This is a genomic window from Candidatus Hinthialibacter antarcticus, assembly GCA_030765645.1.
Taxonomy (GTDB): domain Bacteria; phylum Hinthialibacterota; class Hinthialibacteria; order Hinthialibacterales; family Hinthialibacteraceae; genus Hinthialibacter; species Hinthialibacter antarcticus.
In genome coordinates this window covers 20,931-39,771 of record JAVCCE010000010.1, presented here as the reverse complement: position 1 = coordinate 39,771, position 18,841 = coordinate 20,931, and the positions used below count along the sequence as shown (strand labels likewise).

Here is an 18,841-nt window from a genome sequence, read left to right as displayed (position 1 = left end):
TGTCTATATCGAGAAAGTGTATCGAAAAACCCCATTTCTTACGATTAAGCCGGTTTGCGCCCCTCGGTAACTGATTGATACATGCTAAAATTTTACGATACTTAAACGAAGGTAGAAATACAAAAATGATTCCTATATATCGTTGGAACCAAACGCCTGACTCACAAAAGGCCAAAATACTCGCCCGCTCCGGGCAGGATATTGATGCGTTTATCCCCAAGGCGCAAGAGATTATAGACCGCGTCAAAGCGCAAGGCGACAAAGCCATCGTGGCGCTAACGAAAGAGTTTGACGGCGCCGACTTGAGCCAATGCGGCCTGCGGGTTACGCAGGAAGAAATCAAAGCCGCAGGCGCCCGGCTTGATCCCAAAGTCAAAAAAGCGATTGATATTTCGTATCAGAATATCAAGACCTTTCATGAGCGCCAGATGCCCGAAGAACTATGGTTTACCGAAGTTGGCCCCGGCCTCATGTGCGGCGAGAAGGTTTCTCCAATCGAAAGCTGCGTGCTTTATGTTCCGCGCGGTACGGCGGCCTATCCATCTGTACTGTTGATGCTTGGCGTCCCGGCGAAGATTGCTGGCGTTGGTCGCATCGCAGTGGTTACGCCGCCACAGGCTGACGGAACTGTCGATGACGCCTCACTTTACGCGGCTGAACTTGTTGGAATTGATGAAATATACCGCTTCGGCGGCGTTCAAGCGGTTGCTGCCTTTGCATTGGGGACGGAAACGATTATCCCTGTTCTTAAAATGCTTGGACCTAGCAACATTTACGCGTCGGCGGCTAAGAAAATACTTTATGGCGTAATGGACTTCGGAACTCCCGCTGGGCCTAGTGAATCTATTATTCTTGCCGATGAGTTTGCCAATCCAGAATTGGTTGCGACAGACCTATTAATAGAAGCGGAGCATGGGCCGTATTCCGCCGCGCTCGCAGTGACCCATAGTGAAAAATTGGCGAATGAACTGGTCAGGATTCTTCCTGACAAGATAAATGCCTTGCCGGAAAAACAAAAGGATTACGTCACCACGGTGTTTTCGAATTATGGCGGCGTCGTTTTGACCGATACATTAGAAGAAGCCATTGCGTTTACGAATGATTATGCGCCGGAGCACTTGGAAGTGCTCACCAAAGACCCGATGGCGTTGGTGACAAAGTTGACAAACGCAGGCGAAATTATGATGGGGCCGTTTACGCCCATTTCAATTTGCAATTATTCGCTGGGCGTTAACGCCATTCTGCCGACTGGCGGGCGGGCGAAGACATCATCAGTGGTTACCGTGCATGATTACATGAAGCGCACGTCGCTTAGTTATGTCACCGAAGAAGGCTACGAATCGCTGCGGGACCACGTTGCTGTATTTGCTGATTTTGAAGGGTTCCCTGCTCACGCAGCCGCCGTACGGACAGAAAGGAAAGGCTGAGTATGTTTCAATTTGATCCAGTCACAATTCAACGGGCAACCCGTGAGTCGACCATCATCACCGGCATCAAAGGTGGAGAGATGGACCCCAACTTAAAAGGGAATATCGACACGACCATTCATTTTCTCAGCCACATGATTGAGCAATGGGCCTGGCGTTCGTGCTTGAATTTGTCTTGTTCGGTCGAGATGAAAGAATTTGTGCTCCAACACGTCATCGCTGAAGACGCAGGGCAATGTTTTGGCGAGGCGCTGTTGCGCGTTACTGACCAAATGATTAAAAATCAAGGGGTTAACGCAAGTGGAATTGGAGAAAGTTTCATCGACGAAGCCGTCGCCCGCGCCCGAATATCGTATGAATACCGCAGCGGCTTTTACTTTAATCGCGGCTCGGTTGTGATTCCAGAGCGGGTTGAAGACATGCTTTGCATGGATTTATGGAACTTCTTAGGCGGCGTCGCGCAAGGCGCCCGCGCGACTATCCATATTGACATTCTGTCGGGTGAAGACCCCCACCATATCTGGGAAGCGGTGTTCCGCGCATTTGGTGAAGCGACCCGCGCGTCGTTGAATCCATGCCCGTGGCGCAAAGGCCATACCGTTGGCGTCGCAGGATTTATTGATATATCGACTAAGTAATCTTGATATATCCTATAAAGTTTATAGAATATAATGTGTTCCACGTTGCGTATTAGGCGGCGTGGAATACACTATACAGTATTAGAAGCATATTTTTTTCTGTAACGTACTGAAAATAAAGTAGTTGAAATACCAAACGGCGTTGTTCACCACCGGTCATCATCATCGCCCTCTCACACGAGAAACCTTCCCCAGGTGAGTCACCGTTTTAACGCGTATGAGACCAATGCTTGGGTTCGTGCGCAATTTCTACGCATTTGGAGTTAAAATTAAAAGAATGTCTACTGCGGAATCCTTAGACCCCGTAAACCTGAATCGAAAGATTCAGGCGATTGAATCCGCCACAGTGCGCTTTGCCGGCGACTCTGGCGACGGTATGCAGCTGATGGGCAGCCAATTCACCACCAGCTCCGTCATTCACGGTAACGATGTGGCGACATTGCCGGACTTTCCGGCGGAAATTCGCGCTCCGGCGGGAACGCTCGCTGGCGTCAGCGGATTTCAGATCAATTTCGCCAGCCAGGACATTCATACGCCCGGCGACGGTATTGATGCGCTGTTCGCTATGAACCCGGCGGCGATGAAAGCCAATTTGATAGAATTGGTTGACGGCGGCCTGTTAGTCGTCAACTCTGAATCTTTCTCCAAAGATAGTTTGGAAAAAGCAGGCTACAAAGAGAACCCGTTGGAAGATGGTTCACTCAGCAGTTATCAGGTTGTGGCGATTCCACTTACGAAATTGAATCGCGATTCGATTGAAGGATTGGGACTCGACCGCAAGTCTGGCGACCGCTGTAAAAATTTCTTCATGCTGGGGCTTGCATTTTGGGTCTATAACCGCCCCATTGAATCTACTACACGCTGGATCGAGAAAAAATTCGCCGGAAAAGAAAACCTGCTCGAAGCCAATACGCGCGCTCTCAAGGCTGGGTATCACTACGGCGAAACGGCTGAATTGTTTACCAGTTCTTATAAAGTCGATAAAGCCGATATCAAACCCGGCGTGTACCGCAAAGTTACCGGTAACAGCGCTGTAGTGTTGGGTTTAGTCGCAGCCTCAAAACTCTCTGATAAGCCATTGTTTTACGCAAGTTACCCAATCACGCCTGCCAGCGATATTTTGCATGAAATCGCTGCGCATAAAAATCACGGCGCAACCACCTTTCAAGCCGAAGACGAAATCGCGGCGATGTGCGCCGTGTTGGGCGCTTCGTTTGGCGGCTGCCTGGCAGTGACCGGAACCAGCGGCCCCGGCCTGGCGTTGAAGATGGAAGCCATCGGGCTTGGCGTAATGACCGAACTGCCCGCTGTGATTGTGAACGTCCAGCGCGGAGGACCCAGCACTGGGCTTCCAACTAAGACCGAGCAATCCGACCTGTTGCAATCTATTTTTGGACGTAACGGCGAATCGCCTGTAGCGATTGTGGCTCCGGCGACGCCTGCGGATTGCTTCGATATGGCGTTGGAAGCGGCGCGTATTGCGCTGAAGTTCATGACGCCCGTGATTCTGCTTTCTGACGGCTATCTGGCCAACGGCGCTGAGCCTTGGCGAATTCCTGACGTTGAATCGCTGCCGAAGATTGAAGTGAACTACACCACTGAGGTCAATTCGGAAAAGGGCTTCCAGCCGTATATTCGCGACGAGCGTTTGGGGCGCCCCTGGGCGATCCCTGGTACGGAAGGTTTGCAGCACCGCCTGGGCGGTTTGGAAAAACAGCACATCACAGGCGCTGTCAGTTATGACCCGGAAAACCACGATTTCATGGTGCGGTTGCGCCAGAACAAGATCGACGGCATTGCGGAAGACATCCCACCGCTGCAAGTGAACGGAAAAGAGACCGGCGATCTGTTGGTCTTGGGCTGGGGCGGGACGTACGGTTCGATCACAACCGCCGTTGACCGCGCCCGCAAGGCAGGGAAGTCGGTTTCCAGTGCGCACTTGCGTTATTTGAATCCGTTCCCCAAAAATTTGGGCGAAGTGTTGTCGAACTTCAAAAATGTGTTGATTCCCGAACTCAACCTGGGCCAATTGCGCATGTTGATTCGTTCCAAGTTTCTGGTGAAAGCCAAGGGGCTGAATAAAATCCAAGGCCGTCCATTCCAGATTTCAGAAATTCAGTCTGCTATTACGAAGGCATTAGAGGAGTAATGACGATGGCGATCGCGCCTCAAGAACCCAAATTAACGCCGAAAGATTACGGCTCAGAACAAGACGTGCGCTGGTGCCCCGGCTGCGGCGACTATTCGATTTTGACGCAGATGAAAAAAGCGCTGGCGAATATGCAGATTCCTAAAAAGGACATCGCCTTTATTTCCGGCATCGGCTGCTCGAGCCGGTTCCCCTATTATATGGATACCTACGGGTTGCATTCGATCCACGGGCGGGCGCCTGCGTTTGCGACGGGGTTAAAGATCATGCGCCCCGAGTTGCATGTGTTCGTCATTACCGGCGACGGCGATGCGCTCAGCATTGGCGGTAACCACTTGATTCACGCGATCCGCCGCAATGTGGATATAACCATCCTGCTATTCAACAACCGTATTTATGGTCTGACTAAGGGGCAATATTCACCGACCTCAGAATGCGGTAAGAAAACAAAATCGACGCCGTACGGATCGGTCGATAACCCGCTGCACCCGTTGCGCATTGCGTTGGGCGCTGAGGCGAGTTTCGTTGCGCGTTCGGTGGATGTGTATACCAAACATCTGGCGGAGACGCTGGAAGCGGCGGCGCGGCACAAAGGGACATCGTTCGTCGAAATCTTACAGAATTGCAACATCTTCAACGACGGCGCCTGGGAATGGGCGACCGACCGCAAGTTGAAATCCGATACGGTGATGGAGTTGGAAGACGGTCAGCCGATGCGCTTTGGCAAAGACGGCGAGAAGGGCATTCGCCTTAATGCCGACCATGAACTTGAAGCCGTTGTCATTGGTGAAAACGGCGTGTCGGAAAGCGATCTGCTGGTACATGATTCCACTCGTCAGGACCCGACTCGGGCGTATATGCTGTCAGGGATGAATTATCCTGAGTTTCCCGCCCCTGTTGGGATTTTTCGTCAGGTGCATCGCCCGATTTATGATGAAGATGTTCGCGTCCAAGTCGAGAAAGCGCAACAGGACAAACCCGGCGGCGACTTAAAAGCGCTGCTGCATTCCGGCGAAACCTGGGTCGTAAATTAGGGTTTTTATCAAGTGATATAATACGAAGCCGCCTTGGTGAAACAACCGGGGCGGCTTTTTTTGATTAGATGAGTGAATATCATTTCCGATGTAAAGTGAAATACAAATAATAAGGAAGACTTGTGAATTGATATGTGCCAAGGCCTAATTCATTATTTTGACAAATTACATTCAACTTTTTCATTCTTCTAATAAAATTATCAAAGACCTTAGATTCTTCATTGTTTAATTTTTCAAGAGATTCTTGTCTTGTGAAAGCAAATGCAATTTCTCTCTTGCTAAAACGTTTTAATATGGATTTATATTTAGGGCTATGTACTGCTGATAGTACATTTGATTCTATGTATTTCTTTCCTATGACTTGAGTTGCGTCAACGGAACCTAAATAAACATCTTCCGATGAAATAACTCCATCGTTATCATGTTTAAAAACGGCATCTCCAATTTCATGCATGAAAACCGGATAGCCTTGCGAATATTGCCATAAGACTTTTAGAGCATCATCTTTGATTTTAACATTGACTGTATTGAATGCATTTAAAAAAAAGTCATTTGATTTGGCTTCTTCGAAAGGCAAAATGTCGATTAAATCAAAAACACGGTCTAATGATGGTTGAGTATAGATTAATTGATTTCTTCGTTCCGCCAACCCAACCAGTACGAGAGTAACAGGGAACGGTTTTTGTTTTATTGCTACTTGGTCTACTGTACTTTTTAACCAATGAGCAAATTCAGGAAGTGCAGCTAGACCATTAATGTCATCCAAAATAAGAAGGATGCCTTTTCTGTTTTTGATCTTTTGAATAAGATCCATCAAAGCTGGAATAAATTCTCGGACTGCTTTCTTTAAATCACGGTCACTAATGTTGAATTCAAAGTCTATGCCGAATAAACCAATTTGGCTTATATGATTACCAAAGAACTTTTTTATTGACCCAAACCAAGGTTTGTCTACATTATCTTTTATAAGTGCATCAAAAATACGCTTAACGGCTTCATCTAATGTGCTCACGCCACCTAGCGAAACATGAACACTCATGATTTCACATTGCTGCTCTGCGACAAAACTTGCATGTTTGCATAGAGAACTTTTTCCGATTCCTCTCTCCCCAAGCACAAACATACGTTCAAAAGATTTTCTATGCACTGATTTTCTGATCGTGTCGATGAAAGTCGTTATTTCATTTTCACGACCTATAAAGTATTCGCGATCTACAGGGACTCCTGGTGTAAAAGGCGAGTAATCTTTTGGCATCGTAATTACGCTCATTTCATAAAATCTTTCTATTGCTTTGTATCATACAATCGGTATCTATCAAGAGTAATCTCTAAAACTTATCCGCGACGAGGTGGCTGGCGTAGCCGAGGAGGGCGGCGAGCAGGTAGGGAAGCAGGTCGCCGGGGTGTGCGCCGGTATAGTGCACCGCAGCGAAATAGAGGCCGCCGGGAATCAACACCATCGCCAGCCATTGGTGCGTCCAGCCGCGATGGCGCGCCAACAGCGGCAGAGTAATCAGCATCCCCAAATAAGCGGCGCGTTCGAACTCCTGCCGTAAGATCAAAATTCCATCCACGATTAGAAATAGAATGAGAAACACCACCTGGCCTTTGCTTTTGGTGTCCACGTCCGGCCATAGCCCGAAAAATACACAGATCGCGACGCAGGCGGCTTTGCCCAGAATGGGGAGCGGTTCCCAGAAAGGGAAAAAATAAAGCCCGCCGCAGAACAAGAGCGAGGCGGCGATGTGAGTTTTGTATCCCGGCATGAGACGCGTCAGTCAAGTAGTGAAATGGGGATCGGCTCTTTGGATGAATCGGCGCAGCTTTTACATTTGCTTTCGGATTTCACGCAATGTTTGCCGTCACCCTTGGTCATGCAGCCTTCGCCGTCGCCGTCGTTGCTGCAACCGCCGCGGCTGCGGCCTTTGTTGGGGTTCAGGATGACGAAGCCCGCGTCGTCATCGACTTCAAGCCATTCGATGTCAGACCCTTCGAGAAGCGGCGCACTGGTCGAATCGGCGAAGATGCGGACGCCCTCGCTGCGAATGACGACGTCATCGGCGCTTCTGAAGTCGTCCAGGCCGATGAAATATTTCAGGCCCGCGCAATCGCCGCCAAGAACGGCTACACGAAGGGCGGCGTCGGGGCGGTTTTGATGAGACTGAAACTCTTTGACTTTTTGCGCGGCGGTTTCGGTTAAATAGATCATGGTTGAATTCTGACTGCAATTGTCAACTTGTCCAGTGGCAATGTCATTAACTTAAGAGGCGCCGAGCCAAGGCTGACTGGAACGAACCTGTCTGTCACAGGCTAGGCCAGCCCTTGAATTATTGTTTGAATGTATCGCTTTGTTTCTGTTGTTTTGGGATCCCCCCGGCGCTTTCAGCGCCACCCTCCTTAAAAAGAGGGGCGAAAAGCCTAATGGCATTGTGTCCAGTGGGCTGTTGGTTACCAGTGCGGCAGCACTTCACGATATTGGTCAGGAAAGCGATTGCTCTTTGGCCCGAAGATGCCGATGTCGCCGTGGCTGACTAGCCCATTGGAGGTGTGATAAAAATCGTTGGGGTAATTCGCGAGCCAAGTGTTGACGTGGTCTGGCCCCCAACTGTTCACCTGCCAGCGGTGGCCATAGGTGCGTCCCGGGTTGTCGGTGTCGTCGGTGACGTAATCGTACGCATTGCCCCATTGTTCGTAGTCATCGGGCGTATTAAACACCGCAAAGGGGTCCGTCGGCGGGCTGGAGATATAGGCCGTCGGCGTGGTGAGGTCGATGAAACGCCGCGTGTTTGGCAGGCGTCGCGCCGGGCCGTCTCCCTCAACGAATCGTGGGTAGCCGTTGTGATCGAGCTGGTACATTTCCAGAGCGGTGCGAAGCATATTAAAATCACCCTGGACGCGGGATATCTTGGCGCGGATTTGCGCGTTAAGGAAATTGGGTACGGCAATCGCCGCCAGAATTCCAATAATAGCGACTACGATTAATAATTCGATTAACGTGAATCCATTTCTCATGGCGGCTCTCCCCGGAGATTAGGCGCATTCGCATTAAAAAAATGGGAACTTGTGATAATCTTAATTCATATTACCATGCGACCTGTTATGATGTATAGAAAAGGAAATATTGAGCCAACATGTACAATCAAACTCTTCGTCAATTAATTAAAGACCGACAGAGCGTTCTCTGCGTCGGGCTTGATTCCGTCTATGAAAAGCTACCTGCTTGCGTGAAGAACGAAGCGGCGCCGCAATGGATTTTTAACCGGGCGGTGATTGATGCGACCCATGATCTGGTTTGCAGTTATAAGATCAACTACGCGTTTTACGCCGCGCGGGGCGCGAAGGGAATCGAGGCGGTCAAGCAATCCATTCACGCTGCTCATGCGTATGGGGTTCCGGTGATTCTTGACGTGAAATGGGGCGACATCGGTCATACGGCGGAGTATTACGCCATGTCTGCGTTTGATGAGTTAGAGGCGGACGCGGTTACATTGAACCCGTACATGGGTGAAGACGCCATTGCGCCGTTTCGGAAATACGCCGAGCGCGGCAGTTATATTCTCTGCTTTACGTCGAACTCGTCGCGGCGGGATTTACAAACCAAACAAGTGGTTTCGGAGCCGGGCGAAAAGACGCAGCCGCTATATGAGGTTGTCGCAGAGAAAATTCGTAAATGGAACACCAGCGGAAACCTGGGCGCAGTCGTCGGCGCGACGGCGCCAGAGGAACTCGAAACCGTACGCGCGATTTTGGGGCCGGACGCGAGCATTTTATGTCCGGGCGTTGGGGTGCAAGGCGGCGACTTAGAAGACGTGCTGTATGCAGGCGGCGCGGAGAATCACAACCTGGTCATCAACGTCTCGCGGGCGATTATTAATGCATCTCCGGGCGATGATTTTGACGAAGCGGCGCGGCGCGAGGCGCAGATGTTCGCCGACCAAAGCCGCAATTTCTTTAATCGCCCGATTGAGGATTAGAAGACATCTCTAAACTATTTGTACTTACGCTTCGAGAGGCATGTGTACAACTCTGCTCGCTTCAGTGCGGGCTTTCAGGCCCTTATGCACAGGCGCTCTCAGAGTCGCACCCATGCCAGAATTCGTTTGCCTGTTAGCGGTATATTGAATTTCCTACTCGGAATGATTGGGGTTGAGATCGCTGTTTGTTGTGTTTGATTTAGGGAGTTCTTCTTTTTCGATCAGCGATTGTATCGCTGGGATCATGCCCAATATCCACCAGAATGTGATGCCGATTTTGTCGGAAGGCCCTAGATTGTTGATGAAGGCGTGAATAATAAATGTAATCATGGCGCCTTGCAGCGCTGCCAGAGTGGTTCGGATAAAGCGGCTTTGAGCGCGGGTTTGCAGCAGCAGCGCATGGCGGAAAAAGGCGTAAATCATCAGCAAAAACACCGATAATCCCCACACGCCGGTTTCAGCCAATAATTCCAAATAGATGTTGTGCGCCCCCATTCTGAACTTGGCGGAATAGGCGTCTTCATAGCGAAGATAGTTGAAATATTCGTCGGGATACGACCCCCAGCCTGCGCCCAACCAGAGATGGTCTTGCCAGATATCAAAGGCGGCGGCCCAGCGTCCAATGCGGTCATAGTTGGCGACGTATTGAAGGTCGGTGATGGTTTCCACGCGCTGCATCAGCATGGCGCCGAGGCCGGTCCCGATCACGATAACGCCGCCGATGAGAGCGATGTAGATCAGGGTGAGAATTAAATCGACGGATGATTTGCGGTGGCGAAATTGATATAAATAAAATAACAAAACAAAGAATATACTGATCCAAGCGCCGCGTACAAACGTGAGTACAACCGCGAAGCCGACGAAGCCCGTGAGCGCGATCAATGTTCTGTGGGTGGAGCCGGGCTTTTCTTCCAGCATAAATGCAAGCAAAAAAGTTAAGGTCAACGTGATAAACGCTGCATAGATGCAGTGTTCGACGAAAAACGGGTAGGCGAGGTCGCCGTAAATACGCAAGCCGTTGACGGCCTGCGTCCCTAGGCCGTATAGAACCAGTAGGATGTGCGCCGCCAGCGTAAATGTGAGAAGCTGCTTTAATCTCGCTTCGCTAGTCACGAAACGGGGGATGAAATAATATCCTGCCAAAATGTAGCCTGAATCACGAATAATCGCTTTGAGCGTCGCGGTCGGTTGGGTGGTATACAACAATGACGCCGCCATCATAAAGTAAAAAAGCAGCACCGCGCCGTTCATCCATGACATGCGAATGGGAATCACGCCGCGTTTGAGGCATTCGCCCGCGAACAAGACCACCAGCAGCGGGATCAGCATCTCCGTCGGCAAGGTGAGCCGGGTGGATTCGCTCAGGTGAAATTCAACGGAAAACGGAAGCGTAACAAATAACGCTAACGGAAAATATTCGTACCCAAACAAGACGCAAATAGCGAGCACCAACGCGCCCAGGGTCCCAAGCAGCGCCCACTCTGACGCAAATAACCACACCATGCTCAAGCCGAGCAGAATAATTGCAGACGCGACGACAATTTCAAACCATCGTTGGGAGGGGGGCAGTGACGCCGAAAATTTAGAAAGTGCTTTATCCACCATGCGCGAAACCCTAAAAGCCCTCAATCTCAATGTCAAGCGAATGAAGCGCTGCTTGACAGCATTTCATGCTAACCATAGAGTTTTATAGTAGTTGCTAGAAAAATATTCGGATTCAGTTTCGTCAATCAGCATTGACCGATGCGCCTACGGGTGCGCTTGCCGGATATACGTATTACAACTGATTTAACGAAGATAGACCATCCTTCATAACGCCCCAATGGGCTTAGGTGTCAATGTCGTTTGTTGAAGATCATGCAGACAGCCATTTAGTCGGTCTCTACCTGCGCGAATTAGGGAAATATCCCTTATTAAATGCGGAAGAAGAGATTGATCTGACCAATAAGACCCATGCGGGCGACGATGAAGCCCGCAGCCGATTGATCTTGAGCAACCTGCGCTTGGTGGTCAACATCGCCAAGCGCTATCAGAACCAAGGGCTGGGCTTGATGGACCTGATTGAGGAAGGCAATTTGGGGCTGATTCGCGCAGTGGAAAAATTTGACGTCTCGCGCAATTGCCGATTCAGCACCTACGCCACTTGGTGGATTCGTCAGTTTATTAACCGTTCCGTCACCAATCAGGGCAGCATTGTGCGCTTGCCTTCACACAAGCGTGAATACCTCTACCGCGCAAAACAGGTGTTCAACAAACTCGCGCAAGACAAAGGCTCTGACCCTCACCCCTGGGAACTGCAAGAAGCGCTTGAGGTCGAATTGTCTGAATCGCAGGCGCAAGATATCGTCGATTTGATTTTCTCGCCCAATATTATTGAGTCGCTCGAAGGCGATGATGAAAGTTCCTCAGACCACGACAGCCGCTTTGAAGATTTATATACTCCACGGCCTGATTATGAAGTTTCGTTGTTGTCGCGGGATGAGCGTTTGCAGTCTTATATAGAGCGGCTGAATGACCGTCAAAAATTTATTTTGGAAAAGCGGTTTGGTTTGGAGGACGGCGAACCAATGAGCATCAATGAGATTTCCGAACAGTTAAATCTCACGCGCGAGCGCATCCGTCAGTTGCAGAACGAGGGCATGCAGGCGATTCGAGAAATGATTGCCCAAAGCGGTGAAGAAATCTCCGATTTTTTTGATGAGAATTAACAATCAGAAATTTATACAAGCATGAGGTGATTTTGTGGACTTAAAGCCTATTTTCCGTCAGGTGCCTGATTTTCCCAAACCGGGAATCAATTTTATTGATATCACAACCCTGTTGTTGAAACCCGAGGCGTTGGCTTGGACCATCGACGCCTTGGCGGAGCCGTACAAAGATCAAGGCATCACAAAGATCGTCGCGATTGAGTCGCGCGGGTTTATCTTTGGCGCGCCGTTGGCGTTGAAGCTCAATGCGGGCATGGTGGTTTTACGCAAACCCAACAAGTTGCCCGCCGATACCTATCAACAATCTTACGATCTGGAATACGGGCAGGCGACGATTGAGGTGCACAAAGACGCCATCGAAGCGGGCGACAAGGTCATCATTATTGACGATCTGCTTGCTACTGGCGGGACGGTGGAAGCGGCGATTCAATTGATGAAAAAATTCGACTGCACCATCGCCGGGATTTCCTGCGTGGTTGAACTGACGTTTTTGAACGGGCGCGAGAAATTGCAGCCCTATCCAGTGCATACATTAACAACGTACGATTCTGAATAAACGCGCGAACCGCTGTACAGTATAGAATTATTATTTTGGGTTGCGGGACATGGCAGTGACGCGAATCATCATGCACGTCGATATGGACGCATTTTATGCGTCTGTTGAACAGCGCGATTTTCCTGAGTTGCGCGGGAAACCCGTAATCGTCGGTGGAAGCCCTGCGGAGCGCGGCGTGGTGGCGGCGTCGTCGTATGAAGCGCGAAAGTTTGGCGTGCGTTCGGCGATGCCGACCTCGCAAGCCTTGAGGGAATGTCCTGAAGCGATCTTGCGGGCGCCCCGGTTTAGCGCCTATCGTGAAGCCTCCCAGGCGATCCACGTCATCTTTCGTGAATTGACCGAAAAAATTGAACCGGTTTCGCTGGATGAAGCCTATCTTGACCTCACCGGGCAGGTGATGGATTTTCAACATGCGTTGTCAATCAGCAGACGCCTGAAAAAAGACATCCATGACCGAATTGATCTCACGGCGTCGGTGGGCGTAGGGCCAAATAAATTTCTCGCCAAAGTTGCCTCTGATTATCGCAAACCGGACGGGCTGTTCATCATCAAACCAGAAGAAGCGCTGAACTTTTTAGAACCGTTGCCAGTGCGGGTGATTCCAGGGGTGGGGCCGAAAACCGACCACCGCCTGAAATTGATGGAGATTCGCACCATCGGGCAATTGCGTGAACGCGCGGTTGATGAACTGCAAGAATTTTTAGGCCGCAAGCACGGCGAACGCCTGCATCAATTGGCGCAGGGCATGGACGACGCGCCAGTCGTTTCAAGCCGTACGCCGAAATCGGTTTCGCAAGAGCGAACATTTACGAATGATCTCAGCAATAAAGAAGAGATGAATTGTATCTTGACCGAACTTGCGGAGATGGTTTCGCAGCGCTTGAAGAAGAAAAAATTGAAAGCGCGCACCATCGGCATCAAGGTGCGCTTCGAGGATTTTCGCATCGCCACCCGGTCGAATACCATCGGGCTGCCCAGCGATGAAGCCGGCGTCATTGCGGAAATCGCCAATGGAATGTTAGACCGTCTCTCCTTACAGGGAATGAAAGTGCGCTTGTTGGGCGTACGTTCCGCCGGGTTCCATGACCCGGATGAAGTAGACGCCGAACTGCCGGACCGCGAAGTACAATTACGATTATGGTGACAACCTGTCGACCGGATTGCCGCTGCGCGATATAATCGCTCATCATGGCAAATCAAACCAACTCTTCTAAACCTGTGTGGCATAGCGAAAGCAAAGGCAGCGCGCGCGAGGCGTTCGTCGCGTTTGCGGCGGGGCGCGACGTGGTTGCGTCGCCCGAAGCCGATCATGCGCTTGTCCCCTATGATATCTGGACCAACCGCGCTCATGCGTTGGGCTTGCAAAAGGTCGGCGTTTATAGCGCGCCGCAAGCGAAAAAAATATTGTCCGCGTTAAAGCGCCTCGAGAGTGAGTGGAAAAAAGGCGAATGGCGCCTCGACCCCGCTCTGGAAGACGTTCACATCAATATTGAAACGTATGTGACGGATAAATGCGGCGAGAAAATCGGCGGGCGTTTGCACAGCGGACGCAGTCGAAACGATCAGATCGCGACGGATATGAAGCTGTTCATTCGCGATGGGGTTCTGGCGTTTTGTCAGGAACTCAACGAACTGGTCGCCTCGCTGTTGAAATGCGCAAAGACGCACGCGGCGACGGTCATGCCTGGCTATACTCATCACCGCAAAGCGACCTTGACCACCTGGGGGCATTGGTGCGCATCGTACGCGCAGGGCGCCTTGCGCGACGCGCAACGATTTCAAGACCTCTACCGCCGCATGAACACCTGCCCGCTGGGCGCGGCGGCGTCGTATGGTACCACCTGGCCCATAGACCGTAAGTACGTCGCGGAACTATTGGCGTTCGACGGCGTGCAAGAGAATACCCTCGATGCGATTGATTCGCGCGGTGAAGCCGAGGCGGAATTCGTACACGGCATTGCGCTGATGCTCAAGCGCCTCGCCGCCGCGTCGCAGGGGCTGATTTTATTTTCGACGGATGAATTCGGCTATCTCAGCCTGCCTTCTGATTTCACCACCGGCAGTTCGATCATGCCGCAAAAGCGCAACCCGGATTTTGCAGAAGCAATCAAAGGTAAAGCCAGCGTGATTTTTGGCTACGCGTTTTCGCTGCTTTCGATTAACGCGTCGAATTTTTTCGGCTATAACAAAGACGCGCAATGGACGAAATACGTTTTCATGGACGCCGTTCGCGAAGGGCAGGGCGCCGCGCGTTTATTGGGCGACGTGATCGCCGGGCTGAAAGTCAATGCTGACAAGATGGCCTCCGCAGCGGAGACGGGATTTCTGAATGCGGTCGACATTGCTGACGCACTGGCGCGCACCCGCGATTTGCCGTTTCGCTCGACCTACAAAATTATGTCCGACGCCGTGGGGCAAAGCAAAAGCGGACGCTTCAAACTCGATGGTCTAAACCAATTGTTGAATGAAGCGGGCGTGAAGCCGTTGAGTATGGATGAATTTCATAATCTGACCGAACCGCAGGAGTGCATTGCCCAGCGCGATCATGATGGGTCGCCGCATCCCCAGCAACTCAAAAAACATCTGACTGCTCTTGCGCATCAAAATTCGTCGTTGGCGAAATGGACCGATACGGAGCAAGAGAAACTGAATGCGGCGCAAAAGCGCTGCCTGCGTGGAGACTTGGCGTGAGCGACGCCCCGGCGGTTTCGATGCGAAGCGTCGGGAAACGCTATTTGCTTTCCTCTGAGCGCCAATCGACGTTGAAAGAAACCTTCTTACGCGGCGGGCGCGGCCTGATGACCGAGACCGCGATTGACGCCGTCAAAGACGTGACCCTCGACATTCATCGCGGTGAAATTCTGGGGCTGATCGGCGACAACGGTTCCGGCAAAAGTACGCTGCTGAAACTGGTTGCGGGCATCACCGAGCCGACCAGCGGCGAGTTGAAGGTCAACGGAACCGTATCCAGCCTGCTGGAAGTTGGAGTCGGGTTTCACCCCGACATGACGGGCCGCGAAAATGTGTTTCTCTCCGGCTCATTGTTGGGCATCCCCCGCCGCGTGCTCGCGGAACGCATGGCGGACATCATCGCGTTTAGCGAATTGGAAGCATTTATCGACTCACCCGTTAAGCATTATTCCTCCGGGATGTTTTTGCGGCTTGGCTTCGCCGTCGGTGTGTATGTTGATCCTGATATCCTGCTGGTTGACGAAATTCTGGCGGTGGGCGACCAGCGCTTTCAACGAAAATGCAAAGAACATGTTCGCGCCCTGCGCCGCAGCGGAAAAACCATCGTGGTGGTCTCGCATGATCTCGACGCGATTGTGTCGTTGTGCGACCGGGCTGTGGTGATCCATAAAGGCGCCATGCTGGGCGAAGGGCGTCCCTACGACATGGTGACGCTGTATAAGCAGCATCAGTTTATGGAAGCGCGCCAACGCGGCGAGGCGCCCTCGGCGGAAATCATTCGCCGCAACCGCCTGGGGACGTTCGAGGCGAAGATTGTTAGCGTCCGCATGTTCGATGCGAACGGCGACGAACGCTATGTGTTTGAAACCGGCGAACGGGTGCGGATCGAGTTGCAGTGGAAGACCGAGAAGCCGATTGCGTATCCTATTTTCGGGGTCGCGTTTCATGCGGATGACGGCTATGAACTCTCAACGGTCGCAACGGACGTAACTGTCGGCGACGTGGATTCGATTGTCGGCGCGGGGAAAACGATATTTGAATTTGAAGCGCTGAACCTGCTCGACGGCGCTTATAGCCTCAGCATCGGCTTTAGCAAACGCGAAGAAGGGCCGGGATCGAATTTTAATTTTTATGAAGGCTTTGATCTTCGCTTAGAACTCTGCCCCTTCATGGTCAAGCCGGGAGCCAAAGGCTACGGGCTTCGCGGAAAAATACATCTGCCGTGCAGCGCCCGCATCGAAGGCGGCGGCGGTGGTTGATCTCTCTCTGGTCATCGCGTGTTATAACGACGGCGCTCATCTCGAAGCCAGCCTGCAAGAGATTGAACGCACGCTCGCCGCAGTCCATTATTCGTATGAATTGATCCTCATCGACGACGCCAGCCCCGACGGCAGCGCTCAAACCGCCAGGCAAAGCGCCGAACAACGAGAGAACGTCCGTTCGGTTTTGCATGAAACGAACATTGGGCGAGGCGGTACAGTCGCCGAGGGTTTTCGTTTGTCGGAGGGAACCTACGTCGGGTTTCTCGACATCGACCTTGAAGTGCACTGCCGATACATTCCGTCTATGCTGCAAGCGCTTGAAGACGGATTCGACGGTGCGACCGCCTACCGTCATTATGAAATTCGTTGGAACCTGGATACGTTTTTCCGCTTCATTCTCAGCAATTCATACCGGGCGCTGGTCAAGTCGATGTTGGATCTTCCTTATCAAGATACCGAAACCGGATACAAATTTTTCCGGCGGGAGCGCATCTTACCATTGCTCGACGAAGCCCAGTCGAACGGTTGGTTTTGGGACACAGAAATCATGGCGTTGTGTCACAAACATGGATTGCAACTGAACGAAATTCCTGCGTTGTTTATCCGGCGCTGGGACAAAGCCTCAACCGTGAAGCCGGTTCGCGACAGTATTGCATACTTTCGTGAATTGTTGCGATTTCGCAAACGCTTTTTTCAGGAACGCTAACCGTGCGCAGCCCGATCTATTGGCACCCATTCTTATATGAGCTCAGTATCCGCCTGTTGTATGGAAGGCGCTATCACGAACGCTATCACGCTGTTGCAACGTGGGTGCAGCCCGGCGAATCGGTGACGGACGTATGCGCGGGCGATTGCGCGGTGTTTCGCTATGCGTTGCAAGAGAAGAACATTCGCTATCTTGCCTGCGATTTGAATCACACTTTTTTGCAATGGGCGCAACGCCGAAATATTCAAACGCAATCATTGAATGTATTGGAAGATGAAATTCCTGCCGCCGATTGCATCATAATGATGGGCAGCCTGTGTCAGTTTATTCCCAACGAAAAAGCGGTGATAGAAAAAATGATCGCATCAGCGCGGCGCTGCGTGATTCTGACGGAACCCGTGAGGAACTGGTCGAATAGCGAGTGGGCGATTGTGCGTTGGTTGGGGCGTTTTGCTTCGCGGCTTGATTCGGGCGAAGCGCCGTTGCGCTTTACGCAATCGACGCTAACGCCCGTGTTGAAAGCTTATGGATTTCAAACCATCCAACCTATCGCTGGAGGACGCGAGGTACTCGCGGTGCTGCATAAACCGTCTCCGCCTACATCTGGCGCGGGTCCAGAATCACATACTTGATCCGCTCACGGTTATACGTGTATGTCGCGTGTAATTTGCCGTCTGCGCCCTGGATGATCGCCGGGTACGAATATTCCTTTGGTTGGTTTTCTAACGTCACTGCTGTTTTCCAGGTGTCGCCGTCGTCGGCTGAGATTGCGATGCTGAGATTGTGGCGTCCGCTCTCGGTGTGGTTATAGATCAAGGCCACGCGTCCGTCAGTCATCTTCACAGCGTCGATTCCCGCGCTGGGGTTCGGCAGTTCCGTAAGTTCGCCCGGCGTCCAGGTTTTACCGTCGTCTTTCGATATGGACTTGACAATTCGATTCATGCCGCGCGCGCGCGCCAACATGCGGATATTGCCGTCGTCGTCTTTCCAAACGGTTGGCTGAATGATGCCGTTTAATTGTCCCGGGACGAAAATGGGGCCTGACTTGCTCCATGATTTTCCCGCGTCGGACGTGTGTTCCATCCAGCAGGCCCAGGTTTTCCAACTTTCGACAGAGGAGCCGCACAGCAAGGTTCCATCATCAAGAAGAATGGGCTTGGCGCGGATGGGGCCTAAGATTCCAGAAGGAAAAAGTTCTTCTTTTGACCATGTCTTGCCGCCGTCGGTTGAGCGTTTCAAGAGTCCTGACCAGTCGCGCGGGCTAGGGCCGGCTTTGTAGAACAGAAGCGTTTCGCCGTCCGGCATTTGAAACAGTACCGGGTTCCAACAAGGGACGCCGCTATGTTGAGCGACTTCTTTCGGCGCGGACCAGCCGTCGCCGTCGCGCCGCGCCAGCCAGATGCCGACGTCGTTGTTGCCCTCGCCGGTTCCACCGAAGAAGGCGCATAAGAAGACGCGCGGTTCGACTTCAACAATGGTGGAAGCATGGCAGGACGGGAAGGACGCTTCCGTGTAAACCAGTTCTTCCAACAAAATGGCTTTTTCTCCTAAACGGTCAGCAGCAGACGCAGCGGCAGTTACAAACAGTACGGCGATCATCCAAAGCATGAATTGTTTCATTGATTAAATCTCCCAAAATTATGATAAGACTATTGAACTGCATTTTTGGTTTTCAATAAAGTAAAAAAGGGAAGCC

The 18,841-nt window shown here is 51.5% G+C and carries 18 protein-coding genes; 12 read left to right on the top strand and 6 right to left on the bottom strand.

Annotated features, from left to right (window positions below):
- Positions 1-125: 125 nt before the first annotated feature.
- The 4 genes from hisD to P9L94_02790 all read left to right on the top strand — a co-directional run bounded on the left by hisD (position 126) and on the right by P9L94_02790 (position 5,248).
- On the top strand, positions 126-1,427 hold the full coding sequence (gene hisD / locus P9L94_02805; protein ID MDP8242985.1) for a histidinol dehydrogenase: 1,302 nt from the start codon (positions 126-128) through the stop codon (positions 1,425-1,427).
- 2 nt (positions 1,428-1,429) lie between these two features.
- Complete coding sequence (locus P9L94_02800) at positions 1,430-2,065, top strand: hypothetical protein (GenBank protein ID MDP8242984.1); 636 nt, start codon at positions 1,430-1,432, stop codon at positions 2,063-2,065.
- Positions 2,066-2,342: 277 nt separating this feature from the next.
- Positions 2,343-4,214 (top strand): 2-oxoacid:acceptor oxidoreductase subunit alpha, encoded by a 1,872-nt coding sequence (locus P9L94_02795; GenBank protein ID MDP8242983.1) that lies wholly within the window; start codon positions 2,343-2,345, stop codon positions 4,212-4,214.
- A gap of 5 nt (positions 4,215-4,219) precedes the next feature.
- Positions 4,220-5,248 carry a 2-oxoacid:ferredoxin oxidoreductase subunit beta gene (locus tag P9L94_02790; protein ID MDP8242982.1) on the top strand — a complete coding sequence of 343 codons (1,029 nt, stop codon included), beginning with the start codon at positions 4,220-4,222 and terminating at the stop codon, positions 5,246-5,248.
- Positions 5,249-5,327: 79 nt separating this feature from the next.
- Here P9L94_02790 and P9L94_02785 read toward each other — a convergent pair whose 3' ends face one another.
- From P9L94_02785 to P9L94_02770, 4 genes are all read right to left on the bottom strand, one after another.
- Positions 5,328-6,503: an ATP-binding protein gene (locus tag P9L94_02785; GenBank protein ID MDP8242981.1), complete on the bottom strand. Its 1,176-nt coding sequence runs from the start codon at positions 6,501-6,503 to the stop codon at positions 5,328-5,330.
- Between the two features lie 73 nt (positions 6,504-6,576).
- A complete protein-coding gene (locus tag P9L94_02780) occupies positions 6,577-7,014 on the bottom strand; it encodes a metal-dependent hydrolase (protein MDP8242980.1) in 438 nt (145 codons plus the stop codon).
- Positions 7,015-7,022: 8 nt separating this feature from the next.
- Positions 7,023-7,457, bottom strand: coding sequence for an iron-sulfur cluster assembly accessory protein (locus P9L94_02775; GenBank protein MDP8242979.1), 435 nt, complete (start codon positions 7,455-7,457; stop codon positions 7,023-7,025).
- Positions 7,458-7,696: 239 nt separating this feature from the next.
- Positions 7,697-8,260 carry a prepilin-type N-terminal cleavage/methylation domain-containing protein gene (locus P9L94_02770; protein ID MDP8242978.1) on the bottom strand — a complete coding sequence of 188 codons (564 nt, stop codon included), beginning with the start codon at positions 8,258-8,260 and terminating at the stop codon, positions 7,697-7,699.
- Positions 8,261-8,379: 119 nt separating this feature from the next.
- On the opposite strand from P9L94_02770, the gene pyrF reads away from it, so the two are divergent.
- A complete protein-coding gene (gene pyrF, locus P9L94_02765) occupies positions 8,380-9,222 on the top strand; it encodes an orotidine-5'-phosphate decarboxylase (protein MDP8242977.1) in 843 nt (280 codons plus the stop codon).
- Between the two features lie 153 nt (positions 9,223-9,375).
- Here pyrF and P9L94_02760 read toward each other — a convergent pair whose 3' ends face one another.
- Positions 9,376-10,827, bottom strand: a complete 1,452-nt coding sequence (locus tag P9L94_02760) for an O-antigen ligase family protein (GenBank protein MDP8242976.1) — start codon at positions 10,825-10,827, stop codon at positions 9,376-9,378.
- Between the two features lie 233 nt (positions 10,828-11,060).
- Between P9L94_02760 and P9L94_02755 the strand changes: the two genes are divergently transcribed.
- The 7 genes from P9L94_02755 to P9L94_02725 are packed head-to-tail and all read left to right on the top strand — an operon-like array spanning position 11,061 to position 17,777.
- Positions 11,061-11,930, top strand: a complete 870-nt coding sequence (locus tag P9L94_02755; protein ID MDP8242975.1) for a sigma-70 family RNA polymerase sigma factor — start codon at positions 11,061-11,063, stop codon at positions 11,928-11,930.
- Positions 11,931-11,964: 34 nt separating this feature from the next.
- On the top strand, positions 11,965-12,486 hold the full coding sequence (locus tag P9L94_02750; GenBank protein MDP8242974.1) for an adenine phosphoribosyltransferase: 522 nt from the start codon (positions 11,965-11,967) through the stop codon (positions 12,484-12,486).
- Positions 12,487-12,535: 49 nt separating this feature from the next.
- Complete coding sequence (dinB, locus tag P9L94_02745; GenBank protein ID MDP8242973.1) at positions 12,536-13,630, top strand: DNA polymerase IV; 1,095 nt, start codon at positions 12,536-12,538, stop codon at positions 13,628-13,630.
- A gap of 44 nt (positions 13,631-13,674) precedes the next feature.
- On the top strand, positions 13,675-15,177 hold the full coding sequence (gene argH / locus P9L94_02740; protein ID MDP8242972.1) for an argininosuccinate lyase: 1,503 nt from the start codon (positions 13,675-13,677) through the stop codon (positions 15,175-15,177).
- Positions 15,174-16,436 (top strand): ABC transporter ATP-binding protein, encoded by a 1,263-nt coding sequence (locus P9L94_02735; protein MDP8242971.1) that lies wholly within the window; start codon positions 15,174-15,176, stop codon positions 16,434-16,436. The genes argH and P9L94_02735 overlap by 4 nt, the downstream gene beginning before the upstream one ends.
- Positions 16,429-17,145, top strand: a complete 717-nt coding sequence (locus P9L94_02730; protein ID MDP8242970.1) for a glycosyltransferase family 2 protein — start codon at positions 16,429-16,431, stop codon at positions 17,143-17,145. The genes P9L94_02735 and P9L94_02730 overlap by 8 nt, the downstream gene beginning before the upstream one ends.
- 2 nt (positions 17,146-17,147) lie before the next feature.
- On the top strand, positions 17,148-17,777 hold the full coding sequence (locus tag P9L94_02725) for a class I SAM-dependent methyltransferase (GenBank protein ID MDP8242969.1): 630 nt from the start codon (positions 17,148-17,150) through the stop codon (positions 17,775-17,777).
- Here the strand turns inward: P9L94_02725 and P9L94_02720 are convergent.
- Positions 17,743-18,765: a sialidase family protein gene (locus P9L94_02720; GenBank protein MDP8242968.1), complete on the bottom strand. Its 1,023-nt coding sequence runs from the start codon at positions 18,763-18,765 to the stop codon at positions 17,743-17,745. The genes P9L94_02725 and P9L94_02720 overlap by 35 nt on opposite strands.
- Positions 18,766-18,841 lie beyond the last annotated feature (76 nt).

Coding starts and splice junctions, on each gene's coding strand:
- hisD (MDP8242985.1), top strand. CDS start 126: ATGATTCCTATATATCGTTGGAACCAAACGCCTGACTCACAAAAGGCC.
- P9L94_02800 (MDP8242984.1), top strand. CDS start 1,430: ATGTTTCAATTTGATCCAGTCACAATTCAACGGGCAACCCGTGAGTCG.
- P9L94_02795 (MDP8242983.1), top strand. CDS start 2,343: ATGTCTACTGCGGAATCCTTAGACCCCGTAAACCTGAATCGAAAGATT.
- P9L94_02790 (MDP8242982.1), top strand. CDS start 4,220: ATGGCGATCGCGCCTCAAGAACCCAAATTAACGCCGAAAGATTACGGC.
- P9L94_02785 (MDP8242981.1), bottom strand. CDS start 6,503: ATGCCAAAAGATTACTCGCCTTTTACACCAGGAGTCCCTGTAGATCGC.
- P9L94_02780 (MDP8242980.1), bottom strand. CDS start 7,014: ATGCCGGGATACAAAACTCACATCGCCGCCTCGCTCTTGTTCTGCGGC.
- P9L94_02775 (MDP8242979.1), bottom strand. CDS start 7,457: ATGATCTATTTAACCGAAACCGCCGCGCAAAAAGTCAAAGAGTTTCAG.
- P9L94_02770 (MDP8242978.1), bottom strand. CDS start 8,260: ATGAGAAATGGATTCACGTTAATCGAATTATTAATCGTAGTCGCTATT.
- pyrF (MDP8242977.1), top strand. CDS start 8,380: ATGTACAATCAAACTCTTCGTCAATTAATTAAAGACCGACAGAGCGTT.
- P9L94_02760 (MDP8242976.1), bottom strand. CDS start 10,827: ATGGTGGATAAAGCACTTTCTAAATTTTCGGCGTCACTGCCCCCCTCC.
- P9L94_02755 (MDP8242975.1), top strand. CDS start 11,061: ATGTCGTTTGTTGAAGATCATGCAGACAGCCATTTAGTCGGTCTCTAC.
- dinB (MDP8242973.1), top strand. CDS start 12,536: ATGGCAGTGACGCGAATCATCATGCACGTCGATATGGACGCATTTTAT.
- argH (MDP8242972.1), top strand. CDS start 13,675: ATGGCAAATCAAACCAACTCTTCTAAACCTGTGTGGCATAGCGAAAGC.
- P9L94_02720 (MDP8242968.1), bottom strand. CDS start 18,765: ATGAAACAATTCATGCTTTGGATGATCGCCGTACTGTTTGTAACTGCC.